The following is a 19584-nucleotide window of genomic DNA, read 5'->3' on the forward strand; positions in this document are numbered from 1 at the left end:
TTTATGGTTTCTCTAGCTTATTGGTAAAGCGTCGGTTTGTGGCACCGGAGAACAGGGTTCGATCCCCGGAGATACCCAAAAATGTGAATGGTCAATCGTGAATTTGTTTCACAAGTGAATTTAAAAATTGACAAGCAAAAGCAAATTGACAATTGACTATTCACAACATCAACAATCTCATAGCTCAAATGGTTAGAGCACCGGTCTTTTAAACCGGGGGCTGAAAGTTCAAATCTTTCTGGGATTACAAAAATGTGAATGGTCAATGGTGAATTTGTTTCACAAGTGAATTTAAAAATTGATAAGCAAAGCAAATTGACAATTGACTATTCACGAAGAAAAGGTCTATTGAGGTAATGGCTAACCTTCCCGACTGTCTCTCGGGGACTGCAGGTTCGACTCCTGTATAGACCGCAAAGATTCACGGAAAATTTCTGATCCGACTGTCTCTCGGAAAGGATTTTTAAAGTGAATCTGCAAAACTGGATTATTCACGAAAAAAAAGACGATTTCGTAGCTCAATGGTTAGAGTGTCGGTTTCATAAGCCGAAGGTTGAAGGTTCGAATCCTTCCGAAATTACTAAGAATGTGAGTCAATGGTGAATTTTGCTTCGCCAGTGAATTTAAAAATTGCAGAGCATAGCGAATTGATTATTCACCATTCAAATAAAACAATTGTTTCAAGAGAAAGGAAAAGTCTGTCAAGCGCAGACGATCTTTAAGTCAAAAAAAACACAGACATATAGACAGGCTTTTCTTAACTCAATTTGATGCTGTAATGGAAGGAAAAAATTTAAAGTTTTAAACATAATATAAATTTTAGAGAATAAAGTCTGTCAAAGCGCAGAAGTTCTTATATCAAATAAATTAGGACAGGCTTTATTTTTAAATGAAACTTAACAATGTATCAATAAGAGGAAATTGCTCATTACTGATTACTAACAAAACGATGGTTCGCCGAAGTGGAAGAGTCGGGGCGGTCTGCAAAACCGTTGCGTAAGATGAGTGGGTTTGAAATGTAAAACATTCGTGAATTTAAATAAAAAATAAAGATGATCATGAACACTCCCACAACCATCTCAAATAACTAAAATGAGATTAGTTCCGAGGAAAGAAAAGTCTGTCAAAGCGCAGAAGTTCTTATATCAAACAAAAATTAAGACAGGCTTGCTTTTCTTCAAATGATAAAATAAAAATAACAGGAACAGTTGTGTAGATGGTTCTAAACATTTTAATTACTCATTGCTTATAAAACTGATTCATAGTGTAATTGGTCAGCACACAAGACTTTGACTCTTGTTGTTCAGGTTCAAGTCCTGATGAATCAACAAAATGGCGAATAGTCAATCGTGAATTTTAATTGTGGATGAATTAAAAAATTGACAAGCAAGACGAATTGACAATTCATCATTAACGCAAAAATTATTAAAATTTAAACAAAACAAAAACATGTAGAAAAAATGGAAACGCAACAACAAATATGGCAGAATATGACTGGAAAGATTTTCCAAAGCCCAATTACGCAGCTGGTAGAAGAAGCTATTATCCGCGAACAGGCTAATGGTCACCGACTGAAAGTATGTGTGGGTTCAGACTCTCACGTTTACGGAGAAGCCATTAATTATGCGACGGCAGTTGTCTTTATCCGTGAAGGAAAAGGAGCGTTTACCTTTATCAGAAAACAAAGAGAAATACAGAATATCAGTATCAAAGAACGAATGCTGAATGAGGTGAATAAATCCGTAGAAATTGCTTATGCCATATGTGCTGTACTGGATGCTTACGGTGTGGAAATGGAGGTGCATGCAGATATCAATACCGACCCTGATTTCAAATCCAATGTTGCATTAAAGGACGCCATGGGATATATTTTGGGAATGGGATATGTATTTAAAGCAAAACCTTTTGCTTTCGCAAGTTCCAATTGTGCTGATATGATGGTGTAAAATAAGCAGGGAGCTAGGATGAAGGAAGCTGGAAATTTTTAACAGCGTAATAAGACTTCTGACTCGATTTAAAATAATAAACAATTAAAATTAAACAAAAAATGAAACCTAATATATTTTTTACCGCTGACCATCATTTTGGTCACGAAAATATTATAAAATTCTCAGAACGGCCTTTTGAGTCTTTGAATCAGATGAATGAAGAACTTATTAAGCGATGGAATGAGAAAGTCGGAACAAACGATGTCGTCTACCATTTGGGTGATGTGAGCTTAGGCAAACCGGATTTTACAAAGGAAGTCCTGAATCGCCTTAACGGCAATATCCATTTAATAAAGGGAAATCATGAAGGTGCGGCCTTAACATATCCTAAGAGATTCGAATCCATAAGAGATTATCACGAATTAAGGATTGATGAACCTGAAAACAGCAACGGCAAGCAAAAAATAATTCTTTTCCATTATGCAATGAGAACCTGGAATGGCTCGCATCGCGGAATATGGCAACTTTACGGACACTCTCACGGTACTTTACCTGATGATGAAATGAAGCTTAGTTTCGATGTAGGAGTCGATTGTCATAATTTCTATCCTGTTTCTTACGAAGAAGTAAAGGAAATTATGAAAAAGAAAAAATGGACGCCGCCGTTTGCGCTAAGAAATTAAATAAACAGAAGATGGAGATCGAGGCTGGAACTGCAAAAACTTCCGGCTTCCATCACCAGACTTCCAAACCTTAACATTTTAAACAAATGAAAACAACAGAAAATATATTAATAATAGACCTTGAAGCGACATGCTGGGACGACCGGCCGCCGAGGGGTCAGGAAAGTGAGATTATTGAAATCGGAGTCTGTATCATGGATGCGAAATCCGGAAAAATCTCACAGAACGAAGGAATTCTCGTGAAGCCTCAATTTTCAAAAGTAAGTCCGTTTTGTACGGAGCTGACTTCCATTACCCAGCAAATGCTGGATGATGAAGGGATTATGTTTGAAGATGCTTTGGATATTCTCAGGGCAGAATGTGATGCTGAAAACCTAACCTGGGCAAGCTACGGAAACTATGACCTGAATATGCTTCAGAATCAGGCAAGACGATTTAAGGTAGATTATCCTTTAAGCGATGACCATATCAACGTCAAAACCCTGTTCGGTGAATTGCATCCGACCGTCCGCAAAAGTGTAGGGATGGCAAGGGCTTTAGATGAATTGAACCTTACGTTGGAAGGCACTCATCACCGTGGAGTAGATGATGCGAAGAATATTGCGAAGATTCTGCATTGGTGCTTGGAACAAATGTAACAATGTAGCAGTGTAACAATATAGCAATGTAATTTAATGTATGATAGAGATTATTTTTACTACGCAAAAAGATTACGTAATTCCTATTTTACTTTACATCATCAAAAATAAAAACTAATCATCATCATTATAGATCCGGGCTTTGCAAAGCAAAGCCCGGATCGCCCATATTATATTATACTGTTTTCTCAAGCCATTCCTCATAAGAAAGTACGCCCCATTCCGGTTTTCCTTCACCTTCTAAAACAGAAATAAATTCCAGCTGATTTCCGTCGGGGTCATTAAAATAAATCGCCAGTGCCGGCATCCATGCAAAAACCATCGGTTTTTCAGTTCCGTTTTTCAGAAAGTTATAAGGGGTTAAATTTTTATCTTTCAGAAATTTAACAGAATAACTCAGAATATCTTCCTTATCTGCCGTAAAAGCAAAATGTCTTGTCTGCAGATTTTCTTTCTGTTCCCACAAGCCCAGCATAGATTCTTTGTTTTTACCGATCCACAAAAAAAGCAATCGGGCGGGTTTCATCTCTGTGCGCCAATTCCAATCCTAAAACTTCAGTATAAAATTGTATGCCTTTTTCAAGGTCACCTACCTGAACATGAGTTTCATACAACCCTTTAATCATAACATTAAATTTATTCAGCAAAGCTATGAAACAGATTTTCTAAAATGAATAATCGCTGATTTTTTATGGTAAAACGAATGATAGATATATTTTATAACCGGTAGATACATTAAATTTTGAGATGACATCGATTAAAACTGAATATTAATCTTTCTGATCAAACCAAAGTATGTAAATAAATTTAAAATTGGAGACAAGAGTTCCAGTGATTATCTTTGCCCTGAAATGAAAAATACCATTGCTTTATTCGATTTCTCACAGAAAATAAATTATAAAAACGAACTGCTGGCAGGATTTACGGTTGCCATGACCATGATCCCGGAATCGCTCTCTTTTGCTATTCTTGCCGGACTTTCACCTTTAACGGGATTGTATGCTGCTTTTATGATGGGGTTGGTGACTGCCATTTTCGGAGGACGTCCCGGAATGGTTTCCGGAGGTGCCGGCGCCACAATTGTGGTTCTCATTGCATTAATAAAAACGCACGGTGTAGAATATCTCTTTGCGACAGTAATTTTAGCAGGTATTTTTCAGATGCTGGTAGGTATTTTCAGATGGGGAAAATTTGTGAGACTGATTCCTCAGCCTGTGATGTATGGTTTTTTGAATGGCCTGGCAGTCATTATTTTCATGTCGCAGGTAGAACAGTTCAAAATGACAGATGCAAATGGAGCTACAAGCTGGCTGCAGGGTACATCTTTATATATCATGTCCGGATTGGTGGCCTTAACGATCGCTGTCGTTTACTTTTTACCGAAAATTACAAAAGCAATTCCGGCTTCTTTAGTGGCTATTTTAGTTGTTTTTGCAGTGGTTTTAGGATTTAATATCAATACCAAAACGGTTTCAGATATTGCCAGCATCAGCGGGAGCTTACCCACTTTTCGTATTCCGGGCATTCCTCTTTCGTTGGAGACCTTACAGATTATCTTCCCTTATGCTTTAATTATGGCGGGAGTCGGTTTAATTGAATCACTTTTAACATTATCAATGGTTGATGAAATTACCAACACAAAAGGAAACGCCAACAAAGAATCCTTAGCTCAGGGTCTCGCCAATATCACCAACGGCTTCTTCGGAGGAATGGGAGGTTGTGCCATGGTAGCCCAGACTTTGGTGAATCTGAATGCCGGTTCACGAGCCAGACTTTCAGGGATTATCGCCGCTCTTACGATTTTGGTAATCATTCTGGTAGGCGCTCCATTTATTGAGAAAATTCCAATGGCAGCTTTGGTTGGTGTCATGATGATGGTAGCCATCAGTACATTTCAGTGGGTTTCTATACGGATTGTCAATAAAATGCCGAAATCAGATATTTTTGTGGGAATTACGGTAGCTTTAATCACCATCATTTTACACAATCTTGCTCTGGCAGTATTGGTAGGAGTGATTATTTCAGCATTGGTTTTTTCCTGGGATAATGCAAAAAGAATTCGCGCAAGAAAGCATATTGACGAGAACGGAATTAAATATTACGAAATTTTCGGGCCGCTGTTTTTCGGTTCTGTTACGACATTTATTGATAAATTTGACCCGATAAATGATCCTGACAGGGTTGTTATTGATTTTAAAGAAAGCCGTATTGTCGATATGAGCGCGATTGATGCTTTAGACAAATTATCTAAGAAATATATTCAGCAAAATAAAGTATTGCATTTAAAACACCTCAGTGAAGACTGCCGTAAAATGCTGAAAAACGCGGAAGCTGTAATCGAAGTCAATATTCAGGAAGATCCTACATATAAAGTGATGCCGGAGAAGTGAGAGTGTTGAGGGTTTTTAGAGTTTGAGAGTTTTAGGACGGTAGAGTCTTTATGACCGGAAAATGTTTTTAAGGTCAAATAATTTCACGAGTCTGACCTTAAAATAACCTTGCTTCCAATTAGAATCATAAAAATTTCTTAAAACATCAAACTACATTTACACATTAATTTAAAAATTCTATCTTTGGGTGTAATTGATATTTTTTACACGAATGATAAGAGCAAACAATAACCATTTTAAAAATCTTTTTCAAGAAAAAAGCTAAATAAAAACTTTAACTAAACCATTTTGAAAACAGATATAGACATCCACAGTCATTCACATTTTTCTTTCGATCTGTGGCTTACTTTAATAAAATCTCATCCTGAATTTAAAGCAAAAAGAGTTGAGCTGTTTTCCTCATTTTTTGAGGTGAAAAAACCGATAGAACAGGTTGCGAAAGTCGTAAAATACTACGACGATCTTTGTAATTCAATCAATGAGGTAATCGGCGGGAATGTAGATACTTTTGAGATTTATTTATTAATCCTAAATTCCTTGGAAGTCGATTTAAAACAGATCAATAAGCATCAGTTAAACGAATTTTATCAAAGAAGCGAAGATTTATTCCTGAAATATAAGCCTGTGGTGATTTTCGAAAATCTGCATCAGCTTTTTGATGAAATTAAAAATCGGGGGAAAACGATAAATATTCTCAGCAATACGGGTTTCATCAAAGGAAAAACGATGAGGAAATTTCTGATCAGTGAAGATCTCGACCGCTACATTGATTTTCATATTTATTCCGATGAAATCAACTGCTCCAAACCAGATCCGAGGATATTTCAGGAAGTGAAAAATTTACTTAAAAATCAGGATTTGGATTTAAAACAGATCTTGCACATCGGAGATAATCCCATTGCGGATTATAAGGGCGCAAAAGATTTTGGTTTCAACGCACATTTACTCACACACAAAATATAATTATGAACAAAAGGTACAGCTTACACCACATTCATTCGGCGCATGAGTTTACTTTTTCACCCGCAGAATACAGCTATTTCAAGTATGGCGATAAGTCATATGCTGAGAAATTTGCCAAAGAACTTTTTGAAGGATTCATTTCTGCACACGAAGATGTTTTGAGTACAGATAAAGATATCGTCGTGCTGCCCAGTCCTTATATGGCGATTCCTACCGCCTCCAATTTTCTTTGTTTTTACTTTAAAAAGCATCTGGATTTTTATTTGTTTCAGAAAGGACAAAGATCGAGTATCCTTTCAAAAATTAACAGAAATCATACTTATACGACAGATTATGGAAATTTAAGTTTTGAAGACCGTAAAAATCTGATTGCTAACGATACTTATTATCTGGATAAAGATTTTCTTTACGGAAAACTTTGTATTTTTATAGATGATATTAAAATTACCGGAAGTCATGAGTTTACCGTGAATAAAATTTTGAACGAATATAACGTGGAAGCAGATTTTCTATTCATGTATTATGCAGAACTGATGAACTTTGACCTTGACCCGAAAATTGAAAATTATTTTAATTACTACGCGGTAAAAAATGTTGAACATGTCGCAGAGGTAATGGATAAGCCAAGTTTTCAGTTTAATACCAGGATTGTAAAATATATTTTAGGTCTGGATTCAGGTAATTTTGAGTATCTTACGTCTAAAGTAAAAAAGGAACAGATGGATCGTCTTCTGGAGCTGGCGATCAGTAACAATTATCATTTAATAAAAGAATACGAAAACAATATAAACACATTAACACAAACCGAACTATATTATGGCTATTAACTTACAGAAAGGACAGAGAGAAAATATAAACGCACCAAAATTTACCGTAGGTTTAGGATGGGATACCAATAATACCTCAACAGGAACGGCTTTTGACCTTGATGCTTCTCTGTTTTTATTGGGAGAAAATAAAAAAGCTGATTTCAGATAATCACTTTATTTTTTACAACAACCTTGAGTCTCCTGATAAAGCAGTGATTCACTCAGGTGATAATTTGACTGGTGACGGAGCAGGTGATGATGAGCAGATTAAAATAGATTTAACTAAAATAGATCCTGCCGTAAAGGAAATCACTGTTGTAGTGACGATTCATGAGGCAGATGCGAGAAGACAGAACTTCGGGCAGGTAAGAAATTCTTTCATCAGAATTTTCAACACAGATACCAATGAAGAGATTTTAAAATATGAGCTTGACGAAGATTTCTCTATCGAAACCGCTGTGGAATTCGGAAGAATCTACAACAGAAACGGAGAATGGAAATTTGAGGCCGTAGGTTCGGGACAGAGAGAAGGTCTTGAAAAATTTGTATCAATTTATCAATAATTTATCATGGACAATCAGGAAAATCAACCTATAGATCCGCTTGGATCAATCGAACCGTTAAAAACGTTTGAGCCTACACCAATGGCGCCGCCACCCAATACGGCAGCACCTGGTACGCCTCCCGCGCCGCTTGTTGACAGAGAGGGAAATATAAATCTCACTCAGCTGCAGTCCGAAGAACGCCAGAAATACGAAACACTTGCCAATTCTATTGATGAAACCAATCCGGGATCTATTGTGAACTTTGGTGCAGATCTGCAAAGAACATTGTCGAACCAGAGTGACAGTTTCCTTGGAAATGTAAGAAGATCCAACTCAGGAGAAGTCGGCGAGCTGATCAATAATCTATTGGTGGAGCTTAATTATGTTGACGTAGAAGAGCTGAATCAGAATAAATTCAAAAGCTTTTTAAGCAAATTGCCTTTCATGAAAAGCGTCATGACGCAGATTGAGAATTTATTTGCTAAATATGACAAGATCATCAACAATATCGATCAGATTTCATACAAAGTAAACGCAGGAATCATTACCTCTACAAAAGATAATGCGGTTTTGCAGACGATTTTTGAAAGCAATATCACTGCCATCAAACAAATCGAGGAACTGGTAATCGCCGGAAACCTGAGAATGGAAAAAGCAGGAACGGAACTTGCCGCTATGGAAGCCGCACCACAGAATTATCAGGATTATGAGATTGCCGATAAAAGAGATTTTATTGCAAGATTAGACAGAAGATTAGCAGATCTTAAAGTGGTTCGCTTAATAATGATGCAGTCGCTTCCACAGATCAGACTCGTTCAGAATAACAATGTTTCGATCGCCGAAAAAGCACAGACCATTTTAACAACGACGCTTCCTCTCTGGAAAAACCAGCTTTCATTAGCTGTTGCCATGTACAGACAGCAGCAGAATATTGAAATCCAACAGAAAGTTTCTTCTACGACAGAAGAGATATTAAGAAAAAATGCAGAACGTCTGGGTCAGAATTCAATCAATGTCGCAAGAGCCAACGAACAGACGGTGGTTTCTATCGAAACTTTGAGGGAAACAACTTCGAAATTAATCAATACCTTAAACGAAGTAAAACAGATTCAGAAACAAGGCGCGGAAGGAAGAAGAAAACTGGATCAGGATCTGATGACTTTAGAACACGAACTAAAAGCAAACGTAAGAGGATAATATTGATACAAAGGTGAATGAGGATGCGGTAAACATAATGTCCCAAAGCAAAAGAAGAATAACGAAACTTAAGCTTCTTGCAAATTTTTTTGAAAATGTTGATATTATTTCGATCTACATTAAGACCGATATTATTCATAATCTTTTTCAGGAAAATAAAGGATTTGATTACAGTAAACTTGAACTTTTTCACCTTCAGTACACCGACAGTCTTATTGAACTTTTAACCAAAATTAAAAAACAAAAAGAGAATGAGATGCTGGCGGTTATTAACGAAATTGAGGTCAATAACAAATATATTTCGGGTTTTGAAGAAAAGCAGTTAGATGGTTTCGAGACAGATCGTAAAATGTACAGCGGTATTTTTTCTAAACATCTGAAGAATCTGTATCAGGATCTCACGGAAAATAAGTTCAGGATCAACTGGGACGATGTTCTGTATTTTAATAAGAAATATGCAGCAGAATTCTACAGGTCAGAGGCGGATGAAGAATTACTGAAATCCGGAGCTTTTCCGGCTTATCCGTATCAGGCTTATCAGATTGAAAGAAAATTGCTGGGAAGGCTCAACATTCAGAACTTTAAAGTTTGTTTTATCTGCGGCTATGCCGTTTCGGGAAATGAATATGAGCTTTTTAAAATTTTTCAGACGGATGATTATTTTATCTTTGATGTGGAAGGCAAAAAAATGTATTTAACCGATCCTAAAAAAATCGAAAAACTAAATACCTCGCCTAACGAATCAAATAAAGGCATCATTATCAATCAGCTGAAAAATAAAAACGAAGCGCTTGAAAATGAGATGAACGAGAGAAAAAGGATATTGCCGGATCAGGTCGCTGGCGTACTGAAAGATTATATTAAAAACCTCGAAAATACAGATATCATGAGCAGAATATTTGACATCAATGAAGAAACAAATATCCTCCGTGCCATGCTGAATTTAAATTTGAATAATTAAAGTAAATCACAAAATATAAACAAAACTAAACATAAAAAGATGGCTATTAACTTACAAAAAGGTCAACGAATCAACCTTACGAAGGAAAACGGAACAACACTTACCCAAGCGTGTGTAGGAATAAACTGGGGGGGCAATTGAGAAAAAAGGATTTTTCGGTGGCATTACCAGAGAAGCAGTCGATCTTGACGGAAGCTGCATTTTATACGACTCCAACAAAAATGCGACTGAAGTCATTTATTTCGGAAACTTAAAATCAAAAAACGGTGCCGTAAGGCACAGTGGTGATGATCTTACAGGAGACGTTAACGGAAATGACGGACTCGATAACGAGGTGATCACTGTAGACTTCAGCAATCTGGATTCTAATGTAGAACATGTGGCCCTTGTACTGAACAGCTATAAAGGTCAGGACTTCGGAACCATTCCTTTTGCTTCGATCAGAATTTATGAAGGAACTCCAACGAATGTGAGAGAAGTTTTCGCTAAATATGACATTGCCAACGATGCGTCTTTCAAAGGTCATGTAGCCATGGTGATGGGCGTTTTCTATAAAAGAAACGGTGAGTGGAAGTTCAATGCAATCGGAGATCCTACAAAAGACAGAAAATTGCAGGAAACAATCGAAACCGTAAAACAACAATATTTGTAGTATTTAAATATTCAATAGGGGCGGGCTTTAGCCCGCTTGATAAAAAACAGATTCCGATCTGGCTTTAGCCAAAACGTATTGAATTTAAATCTGAAAATATAAAACATTAATGGCAATATCTGTTTTCATACAGCTATTGCTTTTATCATATCATAAGCACATATAAAAGTGGGACAAAATACTAGCATTTTAGATCTTCATCCGGGCCTGGTTTGGGGATTTGCCGTAACGGTAGTTATCATGTTGCTCCTGGATCTAGGAGTTTTCAACAAAAAAAAGTCATGAAGTTTCTTCCAAAGAAGCCACCATCTGGACAATCGTTTGGATCTCGCTGTCTATGGTTTTTTCCGGGGTCGTATATTGGGTGTATAATTCAGACCTGGGACCCGGAAGCCATGATCTGGCAGTAGAAAAATTCACGCAGTACCAAGCGGCATACTGGATCGAGAAGGCACTCTCGGTGGATAATTTATTTGTATTTATCCTCGTCTTCGGGTTCTTTAAGGTTCCGAAATATCTTCATCACAAAGTATTGTTCTGGGGAATTATCGGCGCCCTTATCTTCAGGGCAATCTTCATTTTTGCAGGAGTAGGATTGATCAACCTTACCTATCTTCCGGAAATGAATGTTTTCGGGCATCCGGTAAAAATCAATATCGTAATGACTTTATTCGGGCTGTTTCTCGTCTATGCTGGTATTAAATCCTGGGGCGACGGAGATGACGATGATGAAGAAGATTACAGCAATACAGCCGGCGCAAGATTAATCAAAAGATTCTGGAAAGTTTCTGATAATTACGTCGGTGATAAATTTTTCACCGTGCAGAACGGGATAAAAATGGCGACTCCGTTATTAGTAGTGGTAGCAGTTATTGAATTTACAGACGTACTTTTCGCCGTAGACTCTATTCCCGCCATTTTTGCCATCTCAAACGATCCGTTTATCCTTTATACATCGAATATTTTCGCGATTTTAGGATTAAGATCTTTATATTTCCTGTTGGCGAATTTCATCCATATGTTCAGCAAATTACCCTACGGACTTGCAGTTATTCTGTCGTTCATCGGGGTGAAAATGCTGATCGCACCATGGATTCACATTCCGTCTCCGGTTTCCTTGGGAATTGTGGGAGGCGTTTTGGTGATCTCCGTCATCTTATCCATCATCTTCCCTGATAAAAAGGAAGCTGAAAAAGAGCTGGAAGAATAAAATTTATAAAGTAAAAAGGCATTTGCACTCAGCATCCAGCCTTTTACACTCAGGAATCACCCAAAAAGGCTGATTTTCCACCCTTCTAGGCTCATCGATGAACCTTTTAGGATGAAAAACCAGCCTTTTTGGGTGGAATTTCACCCTTTTTTGCCTGAAAAACGAACCTTTTAGGCTGATTGTTGAACCTAAAAGGCTCGTTTTTGAATCCTGAACTTAGTTCCTGTTCTTTCTAAGTACTGTTGTTATAGATTTTCCTTACAAATCTCTCGCTAAGATCTTCACAGAGCGGTTTTTATGCCGGGAATTCCTTTTTTATAATCTGTTTTTATTTGGAGCTCTTTCCTGCTTTCCGCACTCGCTATTTTTTTGATTTCGGGCGGCGCGGCGAAGCCGCGCCGCCCGAAATCAAAAAAATGAGCTCAAACAAATGCTTCAATCAGGGCTAAAATTGTAGTCTTACCAAAACATATTCAGCAATGTTTACAATTCCGCATCCTATTAAAACTCAATTTTTTCACCTGTTATATTTCAAAAGTTTATTCATTTTAAGCCTTGTCAGCCTCGAAACTTTATAAGCCTCATCTCTCAGTTTCTGAAGCTTACCGACAGGCTGGAAAAATATTTTACTTTCAAAAGGATTGAAGGAAAGCAGTTCATTTTCGCAGGCTTCCGGATCCAGGAGATTATTTCTTTTAATTCTTATTTCTCCGATTTTTATGTAGGGTGAATGTTTCCATTCTACATTGAGTTTATTGATGGGTTGATCTTCCAGGTTATAGCAAAGCTGAATCATAACATCTGCTGCAAAATCATCTGTCTTGAAATAAGCTTCCAGCGCGTCCTTTGTTTTTAATCTTTTCCCGAAATTCTTATCGACAGATGTTGGCTTGAGTTTGATTTTCATCATATATTCTCCCAAGCGGTAGGCTCCTACAGAATGATAATCAAAAGAAAGGAAAAAATCATTGCGCTTCGTCCATAATTTAAATACATTTTTTATAAAAGAAACAGTAAATGTCGAAGGAATCACTTTAATAATCTGCATCATCAAAGAAAAAGAACTCCATTTTTTTACAAAAAACCGATTGACGGATGTAAACAATTTTAAAAAAATACTTACAGAATTGATGGGAAATAAAGGAAAGTTGACCAAAGGATAATTGGCGAGCAGATCTCCATTTTCATCCTTGATCTTTACGGCAAATCCGTAGGCAGGAAAATCTTTTTTACCTTTATTTACTTTTAAATGAGCATTAGAAAAACGAATTATGAGGTCATATTTTCCCTTTTCAAAAAAAGGCTGAAGTTTTTCAGGAATATTTTTATCAATGATAAATTCACCTTTGATAACGGCGTAAGTTTTGGCGTGAGCATTTCGGGTTGCATACTCTACATCACTCACGGAAGGTGACTGCTCAACAAAATCAGCAATGCTCTTTTTATTGATCTCGAGGAGCTCTCTTTCCTCGTCTGTCAGCTTATCAAATTTCTTATTATATTTTAGTGGACTTGGCATTTAGTTTTTAAATCCAATTATAACGCCAAGTTTCGGAAATGCTGTTAACAGAGTATTAAACATATCTGAACTTTCTGAAAAGAGATCTGGAACCTGCTATAAGTAGATATTTATCCCAAAAAACTTCCTGCATCAGACTTCCGTCTTCCAGCCTTAAAATCCTATCTTTGTAAAAAAATATCAATATGGGAGTAGCAGATATGTTATTTAAACGCAAAAAAGAGCAGGCAGAGAAAAACCTGAAAGACGGTCAGGAATATATGGCAGAATACGGAAAAAGAGAAAGTGTTGTTGAGCTGCCAAGCGGTTTACAGTATGAGATCATCAAAGAAGGCGAAGGCGAAAAACCGGGTCCGAGATCTACTGTAAAATGTCACTATCACGGAACAACGATTTCCGGAAAAGTTTTCGACAGCTCAGTAAAAAGAGGAACTCCAGCTTCTTTTCCGCTGAATAAAGTGATTAAAGGATGGACAGAAGCTCTTCAGCTTATGCCTGTGGGAAGTAAATGGAGATTGATCATCCCACCGCATTTAGCATATGGAGATCAGCAGATCAGCAAAGAGATCGGACCAAATAGTACCCTTATTTTCGAAGTGGAATTGCTGGATATTAAATAGCCACTGATTAAAATTAGCTTAAAATTTACCTGTCTCGCAGGTAAATTTTTTTTATTTGTGTATTTTAGTGACAGTCTTACCTAAAACTACGAACCAAACATTCGCACCGCACAAAATGAAAAAGCTTCTTTATCTTTTTGCTTCTGTAAGCATCCTTATGTCTTGTGTTTCAAAGAAAAACCAGGCTATCAGACAGAATATTCTGACCCTGAAAGACAGTTATTGCAAGGCTCCTTTTAAGTATAATTATTCCAATAAGTTACCATCATACAATTCAGATTCTATCCTGGCAGCCAATGAAGAACTGAAAAACAATTTTTCCGACCAGAGTATTTTGATCCTTAATGCACTCGACAACCTGGACGAGATACATGATATCATGGAACTTAAGAAAGATAATTCACTTGAGTCTCAGGTAAAGATATTGCAGCTTAAAAGCAAGATCAACAGTAAAATAACCATTGCACTTACAGAGCTGGATGCAGTTGCCGCAGAATTCGACTGTGAAGGCGAGAGAGTGGCTCAGATCGGAGCGTATGTAGATAATCTCAATGATTCCCGGAACAACAAACTGGTTCTCTATTCTATCATAGCAGGTGCGGCAGCTTCTATCGCCGGCGGAATTGTAAAGGATAACGGATGGAGTAATGCCATAGATATCGGAGGAGGTGCTTTGGGAGCAGGTTTTGGTCTGGCAACTTTAAATCCGAAAGGAAAAAAAGTGGAATTTATTCATCAAAGAAATCTTTTAAGAGACGTTTGGAATCAAAAGCTTGAATCCTCGAACTTCCCGCCTTTTGTATGGTATATGTATACAGAGAAGAAATTTTCTAATAGAGATGAGACCCCTATTATTGAAAGTATTAAAAAAAGGTGGCTTCATTTTCAGTTTGATAATAACAAGATAAAGGCAGATCAGTCTGTGATTTTCAGTGACGGCGGTTATTATAGGTCAGACGATCTTCATAACCGTGCTGCTATGCTCAATCAGATGCAATCGGCAACACGGACGATCAATCAAAATATCAATTATCTGTTGCTGGATTTGGATAAATTGATTTTATAATGTTTAAAGTGTACATTTGTTTCGTTTACCATTTTACATGTCGGAATTAAGAAAAATAAGAGAAGTAAAGAATCTGACCCAGGAAGAGTTAGCGCAAAAGTCGGGTCTTTCCGTGAGAACGATTCAACGGATCGAAGCCGGAATGCAACCAAAAGGATATACCCTGAAAACACTTGCGAAAAGTCTGGGTGTCCCTGAGAAAGATTTATGTCTTCCTGAGATTATTTTGGAGCAGGAAATTAAAGTTGAAGAAGTTCCTGAAGTGAAGACCGAAGATAAATCTTTAAACTTTGCTTTAATTAAAATTATCAATCTTTCTTCACTTCCGCTGGCGTGGTTTCCCGTTGCCAATTTCATTCCACCCTTATTAATTATGATCTTTATGAAAGAGAAATCCCGGATTACAAAACAGATTATTTCTCTTCAGATATTTTTAGCGATTATTTCTCCTGTGATCTTTATGATCGTTGTGCTTTTAAAACTCGGATCTCCGTCTGTGATGGTGACCATGGTTTTGTTAGTTCTCGTGAATATTTACATTATCTTGAGAAATGCTTACGAAATCGATAAGAAGAATAGTCTTTACTATAAGCTGAATTTCAACTTTTTATAAATGTGTTACATCATTGTCGGGTTTTTGTCGGCCTGTTTTTTTCGATTAAAAATTTATAATTTCGAATCTTTGTCGAAAAATTAAACAATGGCAAAAAGATTCTTTCCGTACTTTCCGGTACTCTTATTTTTCTTTGGAAATATACATGCTCAGATCGATAAAAAATCCGAACTGTTTTTAGAATTAAAAAGGCAGGACAGTATTTTTTTCGAAAGAGGTTTCAACAATTGTGATATGGCATATTTGGAAAAGTCGATGGACGACAATCTGAAATTTTATCATGATAAAGGAGGTTTCCAGAATAAAAAATTATTTTTAGAAAGAACGAAAGAAAATATCTGTTCCAATCCTCTTAAAAAGCCGATTCGCAAAGTTGTTCCGGAAAGTCTTGAAGTTTTTCCTCTTTACGACGATGGGAATCTGTATGGCGCCATACAAACCGGGGAACATCAGTTTTATATCCGCGAACCTGATAAAAAAGATGTTTTAGGAGGCAGGGCAAAGTTTACAACTGTCTGGACAAAGAAAGATGGAAACTGGGTGATAAGCGATGTTCTGAGCTATGATCATGGAGAACCCAATCATGCGAAAATTGCAGACCCTGTCAAACAGTTGCTGAAAGATAACAACATTCCGACTTTAGGATTAGGAATCATTGAAAATGGAAAATTAACTCAAATAAAAGTTTATGGAACTTTAGAAGGGAAAACGGCTGCGCCATACAACAGTCTTTTTAACGTTGCATCACTGACCAAACCGGTAACTGCACTAACAGTTTTACGTTTGATAAGCTTAGGAAAATGGAATCTTGATGAATCACTTGATAAATATTGGATCGATCCGGATATTGCAAAAGATCCGAGGCATAAGAAATTAACGACCAGAATAATTTTGAGTCATCAGACAGGTTTCCCAAATTGGAGATGGCAAAAAAGCAGATCATAAGTTAAGCTTTGAGTTTGATCCCGGATCAAAATACCAATATTCAGGTGAAGGTTATGAATACCTGCGTAAAGCGGTCGAGAATAAATTTCATAAAAGCCTGGAAGTGTTGGCAAAAGAATTGGTTTTCGAGCCTTTAGGCATGCATGATACAAGCTACATCTGGAATGAAAAGAAAGATGCAGAAAGAATCGTTATCGGCTATGATAAAAATGGAAACCCTTATGATATTGTGAAGAACTCCCAGCCTAGTGCGGCAGATGATCTTATGACTTCTGTAGAAGATTATGGGAAGTTTTTAATTGCAGTGATGAATAACGACTTGCTTTCAAAAACAGTATTTAAAGAAATGGAAACCAGGCAGGTCGATACCAAAAAAAATAAATATTTCGGATTAGGTTTTGAAATATATGACCTTGGAAATGGAGAGTTTGCCCTTTCACACGGCGGTTCGGATAAAGGCGTAAACACGCTGGTTGTCATGCTGCCGAAAACAAAACAGGGTTTGGTGATTTTTACCAATGTTGATGATGGGCATAAAATCTATGAGCTGTTGATTAATTATTATTTAGGTGAAGCAGGGCGAAAAATCGTAAAAATAGAAACAGAATAATTTAATTGTAATAAATTTTGTTACATTAAAAAAAGTTTTTCTATTTTTGTACAGTAATTACAATGAATAATACAAGATTTGCCACGGCAATACATATCATGACTTTATTGGCGGAAAGTCCGCGGGAATGGCTCACCTCAGAATGGATGGCGGGAAGTATTAATATTAATCCTGTGATGGTTCGCAAAGAATTGAGTGTACTGAAAGAAGCCGGACTGATTATCAGCCGTCAGGGGAAAGTAGGGGGTAGTCAGTTAGCGAAAAATGCAAATGATATTAAAATTTCCGAAATTTATTCGGCAGTGAAAAATACTGAAGTGCTGGGAAAGAAAAACAATAATCCCAATCCTGCTTGCACAGTCGGAAAAGAAATTAATGAACATTTAGAGACATTATTTTCCGAGACGGACCAACTGGTGATCCGTTTTTTAGGCAATAAAACATTGCGGGAGTTTACAGGTAATTTTAAATAAAAAAATTTGATCATTAATGTAATAATAGTTGTTACAATTTAATTTAAAAATAAAATAGTATGAAAAAAGTGGCAGTAATTGGCGCTACAGGATTTGTAGGTACTCATGTGGTAAATGAATTATCAAACAGAGGTTATGAAGTTGAAGCTATCGCAAGAGATGCTTCAAAGGTTCAGCAGAACGAAAAGGTAAAAGCAAAAAGTGTTGATGTAAACAATGTAGATGATCTTGCAGAAGCCCTGAAAGGTAATGATGCTGTCATTAATACCTTCAATGCAGGATGGACAAATCCTAATTTATATGATGATTTTCTGAATGGTTCTGTCAATATCGAAAAAGCCGTTGAAAAATCAGGGGTAAAAAGATTTATTACAGTAGGTGGAGCAGGAAGTCTTTATATTGACGGGAAACAATTGGTAGATGGGCCGGATTTTCCTGCAGATATCAAACCGGGAGCCACCGCGGCAAGAGATTATTTGAATAAAATCAAAGAAAACAATACACTCGACTGGACTTTCTTCAGCCCCGCCATCGAAATGCATCAGGGAACTGCGGGAGTGAGAACCGGAAAATACAGAACAGCTTTGGAAAACCCTGTATTTGATGAAAACGGAAGAAGTGTACTTTCAGTTGAAGATGTTGCGGTAGTTCTTGCAGACGAACTTGAACAGAATAATCACATCAGAGAACGTTTTACGGCTGCTTACTAATTTTGTGAAGTAAAAATTTTGTGAAGTAAAAAAATTCCAGCGGCACCAAAGGTGCCGCTGGAATTCCTATCAATATAATTAATCACAAATTAAAGATTCATGAACAGCTTCGGATTTACGGGGCTGTTATTTTTATGCACTTCATAATGAAGGTGAGGCCCTGTAGAACGTCCTGAGTTTCCTGATTTTGCAATCACCTGTCCTACTTTTACTTTATCATTTACTTTAGCGACAAGCTGCGATAAATGTCCGTAAAGTGTTGCCAGTCCGTTTCCGTGAGAAACAATGACGCAGTTTCCGTAACCGCCTTTCTGACCGGAGAAAATCACCGTTCCTGCAGCAGTAGCCACAACATCAGATCCAAATGGAACGGCAATATCCAATCCTTTATGAAACTGCATTTGATCAGCTTCTACTGGTGCGTTGTTTTTTTCTGTCGGTTTTGTATTCGTTGCAACAGTTGAAGCGCTTTGTGAAGCAGGTGTAGGATTAACTTTTGGGGTAACCATTACTTTCACCTGTCTTTTTTCGCCATAGCTGTCAGTTACTTCAATGATCTTCTCTACAGGTTCAGCTTTTACTTCCGGAGCAGCTGCTACTGCTGAAGGTTTGGCTGCTGTAGTTTTTACAGACGCGAAAACGGTTTTAAAGGGAATAGGATTTTTTCTTACGCCAAAATTAGATGAAATATATCCCTCCGTTGGCATCCCTAAAGGAACCTGGAGAAGCTTTTTCTGAATGTCCATCAGATATTGGCTGTATCGGTTGGCTTGCTTGGCAAGGTAAACTGAATTTGAAATACTGTCCTTGCTAAGAACAGCCAGTTTCGTGTTCGGAACATCTTTGGATTTTAGGAAAGAATTGAGCTGAGCTACGGTCTGATCTACTAATGTAAGATCTGTCTTCATTTTCAAGTAATCCACACTATCTTTTTCAGTGTTTATTTTTACAAGGTTTACTTCATAGTTCTTGTCGTCTTTTTGAGCATACAACTTTGCAATGAAGATACCCTGCGCAAAAATTATCAGTAAAAGAACTCCTAAAAGCACATT

19 protein-coding genes, 5 tRNA genes and 3 pseudogenes are annotated in these 19584 nt (G+C 37.1%); 23 read left to right on the plus strand and 4 right to left on the minus strand.

Features of this window, described 5'->3' with window-relative positions; genetic code table 11:
• Positions 1 to 5: 5 nt before the first annotated feature.
• From AAHI02_RS16800 to AAHI02_RS16835, 8 genes are all read left to right on the plus strand, one after another.
• Positions 6 to 77 (plus strand) — tRNA-His (locus AAHI02_RS16800).
• Positions 78 to 173: 96 nt separating this feature from the next.
• A tRNA-Lys gene (locus AAHI02_RS16805) sits at positions 174 to 247 on the plus strand.
• Positions 248 to 342: 95 nt separating this feature from the next.
• A tRNA-Asp gene (locus AAHI02_RS16810) sits at positions 343 to 414 on the plus strand.
• Between the two features lie 93 nt (positions 415 to 507).
• Positions 508 to 580: transfer RNA gene (locus AAHI02_RS16815), tRNA-Met, on the plus strand.
• 675 nt (positions 581 to 1255) lie between these two features.
• Positions 1256 to 1328 (plus strand) — tRNA-Gln (locus AAHI02_RS16820).
• Between the two features lie 132 nt (positions 1329 to 1460).
• Positions 1461 to 1946 carry a ribonuclease H-like YkuK family protein gene (locus tag AAHI02_RS16825; protein WP_346984223.1) on the plus strand — a complete coding sequence of 162 codons (486 nt, stop codon included), beginning with the start codon at positions 1461 to 1463 and terminating at the stop codon, positions 1944 to 1946.
• Between the two features lie 101 nt (positions 1947 to 2047).
• Positions 2048 to 2611, plus strand: a complete 564-nt coding sequence (locus tag AAHI02_RS16830) for a metallophosphoesterase (protein ID WP_346984224.1) — start codon at positions 2048 to 2050, stop codon at positions 2609 to 2611.
• Between the two features lie 86 nt (positions 2612 to 2697).
• A complete protein-coding gene (locus AAHI02_RS16835) occupies positions 2698 to 3249 on the plus strand; it encodes a 3'-5' exonuclease (RefSeq protein WP_346984225.1) in 552 nt (183 codons plus the stop codon).
• Positions 3250 to 3424: 175 nt separating this feature from the next.
• Here the strand turns inward: AAHI02_RS16835 and AAHI02_RS16840 are convergent, their stop codons facing one another.
• Positions 3425 to 3724: a hypothetical protein gene (locus AAHI02_RS16840; RefSeq protein WP_346984226.1), complete on the minus strand. Its 300-nt coding sequence runs from the start codon at positions 3722 to 3724 to the stop codon at positions 3425 to 3427.
• A gap of 13 nt (positions 3725 to 3737) precedes the next feature.
• Positions 3738 to 3875, minus strand: a complete 138-nt coding sequence (locus tag AAHI02_RS16845) for a VOC family protein (RefSeq protein WP_346984227.1) — start codon at positions 3873 to 3875, stop codon at positions 3738 to 3740.
• A gap of 225 nt (positions 3876 to 4100) precedes the next feature.
• Here AAHI02_RS16845 and AAHI02_RS16850 point away from each other — a divergent pair, with 225 nt between their 5' ends.
• The 8 genes and pseudogenes from AAHI02_RS16850 (at position 4101) to AAHI02_RS16885 (ending at position 11976) form a co-directional block, all read left to right on the plus strand.
• The gene (locus tag AAHI02_RS16850) at positions 4101 to 5639 is read left to right on the plus strand and encodes a SulP family inorganic anion transporter (protein ID WP_346984228.1); all 1539 of its coding nucleotides are present in this window, start codon (positions 4101 to 4103) and stop codon (positions 5637 to 5639) included.
• A 288-nt stretch (positions 5640 to 5927) separates the two neighbouring features.
• A complete protein-coding gene (locus AAHI02_RS16855) occupies positions 5928 to 6602 on the plus strand; it encodes an HAD family hydrolase (protein WP_346984229.1) in 675 nt (224 codons plus the stop codon).
• Positions 6603 to 6604: 2 nt separating this feature from the next.
• On the plus strand, positions 6605 to 7429 hold the full coding sequence (locus tag AAHI02_RS16860; protein WP_346984230.1) for a phosphoribosyltransferase family protein: 825 nt from the start codon (positions 6605 to 6607) through the stop codon (positions 7427 to 7429).
• Positions 7419 to 7974, plus strand: a pseudogene (locus tag AAHI02_RS16865) (TerD family protein). The gene AAHI02_RS16860 and the pseudogene AAHI02_RS16865 overlap by 11 nt, the downstream one beginning before the upstream one ends.
• A gap of 6 nt (positions 7975 to 7980) precedes the next feature.
• Complete coding sequence (locus tag AAHI02_RS16870) at positions 7981 to 9153, plus strand: toxic anion resistance protein (RefSeq protein ID WP_346984231.1); 1173 nt, start codon at positions 7981 to 7983, stop codon at positions 9151 to 9153.
• 37 nt (positions 9154 to 9190) lie between these two features.
• Entirely contained in the window at positions 9191 to 10114 is a 924-nt protein-coding gene (locus AAHI02_RS16875; RefSeq protein WP_346984232.1) for a hypothetical protein, read from the plus strand.
• A gap of 39 nt (positions 10115 to 10153) precedes the next feature.
• Positions 10154 to 10766, plus strand: a pseudogene (locus tag AAHI02_RS16880) (TerD family protein).
• A gap of 240 nt (positions 10767 to 11006) precedes the next feature.
• Positions 11007 to 11976, plus strand: a pseudogene (locus AAHI02_RS16885) (TerC/Alx family metal homeostasis membrane protein).
• A gap of 517 nt (positions 11977 to 12493) precedes the next feature.
• Here the strand turns inward: AAHI02_RS16885 and AAHI02_RS16890 are convergent.
• Entirely contained in the window at positions 12494 to 13495 is a 1002-nt protein-coding gene (locus tag AAHI02_RS16890; protein ID WP_346984233.1) for a catalase, read from the minus strand.
• A gap of 185 nt (positions 13496 to 13680) precedes the next feature.
• Here AAHI02_RS16890 and AAHI02_RS16895 point away from each other — a divergent pair, with 185 nt between their 5' ends.
• The 7 genes from AAHI02_RS16895 to AAHI02_RS16925 all read left to right on the plus strand — a co-directional run bounded on the left by AAHI02_RS16895 (position 13681) and on the right by AAHI02_RS16925 (position 18532).
• Entirely contained in the window at positions 13681 to 14115 is a 435-nt protein-coding gene (locus AAHI02_RS16895; RefSeq protein ID WP_346984234.1) for an FKBP-type peptidyl-prolyl cis-trans isomerase, read from the plus strand.
• A 115-nt stretch (positions 14116 to 14230) separates the two neighbouring features.
• Positions 14231 to 15181: a hypothetical protein gene (locus tag AAHI02_RS16900; protein WP_346984235.1), complete on the plus strand. Its 951-nt coding sequence runs from the start codon at positions 14231 to 14233 to the stop codon at positions 15179 to 15181.
• A 37-nt stretch (positions 15182 to 15218) separates the two neighbouring features.
• On the plus strand, positions 15219 to 15794 hold the full coding sequence (locus AAHI02_RS16905; RefSeq protein WP_346984236.1) for a helix-turn-helix domain-containing protein: 576 nt from the start codon (positions 15219 to 15221) through the stop codon (positions 15792 to 15794).
• Positions 15795 to 15881: 87 nt separating this feature from the next.
• Positions 15882 to 16739 carry a serine hydrolase gene (locus AAHI02_RS16910; RefSeq protein WP_346984237.1) on the plus strand — a complete coding sequence of 286 codons (858 nt, stop codon included), beginning with the start codon at positions 15882 to 15884 and terminating at the stop codon, positions 16737 to 16739.
• Positions 16740 to 16800: 61 nt separating this feature from the next.
• Positions 16801 to 17349: a serine hydrolase domain-containing protein gene (locus AAHI02_RS16915; RefSeq protein ID WP_346986632.1), complete on the plus strand. Its 549-nt coding sequence runs from the start codon at positions 16801 to 16803 to the stop codon at positions 17347 to 17349.
• A 62-nt stretch (positions 17350 to 17411) separates the two neighbouring features.
• On the plus strand, positions 17412 to 17822 hold the full coding sequence (locus tag AAHI02_RS16920; protein WP_346984238.1) for an Rrf2 family transcriptional regulator: 411 nt from the start codon (positions 17412 to 17414) through the stop codon (positions 17820 to 17822).
• A gap of 59 nt (positions 17823 to 17881) precedes the next feature.
• Entirely contained in the window at positions 17882 to 18532 is a 651-nt protein-coding gene (locus tag AAHI02_RS16925; protein WP_346984239.1) for an NAD(P)H-binding protein, read from the plus strand.
• Positions 18533 to 18621: 89 nt separating this feature from the next.
• Here the strand turns inward: AAHI02_RS16925 and AAHI02_RS16930 are convergent, their stop codons facing one another.
• Entirely contained in the window at positions 18622 to 19581 is a 960-nt protein-coding gene (locus AAHI02_RS16930) for a M23 family metallopeptidase (protein ID WP_346984240.1), read from the minus strand.
• Between the last annotated feature and the right edge of the window lie 3 nt (positions 19582 to 19584).

Source organism: Chryseobacterium sp. POE27 (genome assembly GCF_039727685.1).
In the GTDB taxonomy this organism is placed as follows: Bacteria; Bacteroidota; Bacteroidia; order Flavobacteriales; family Weeksellaceae; genus Chryseobacterium.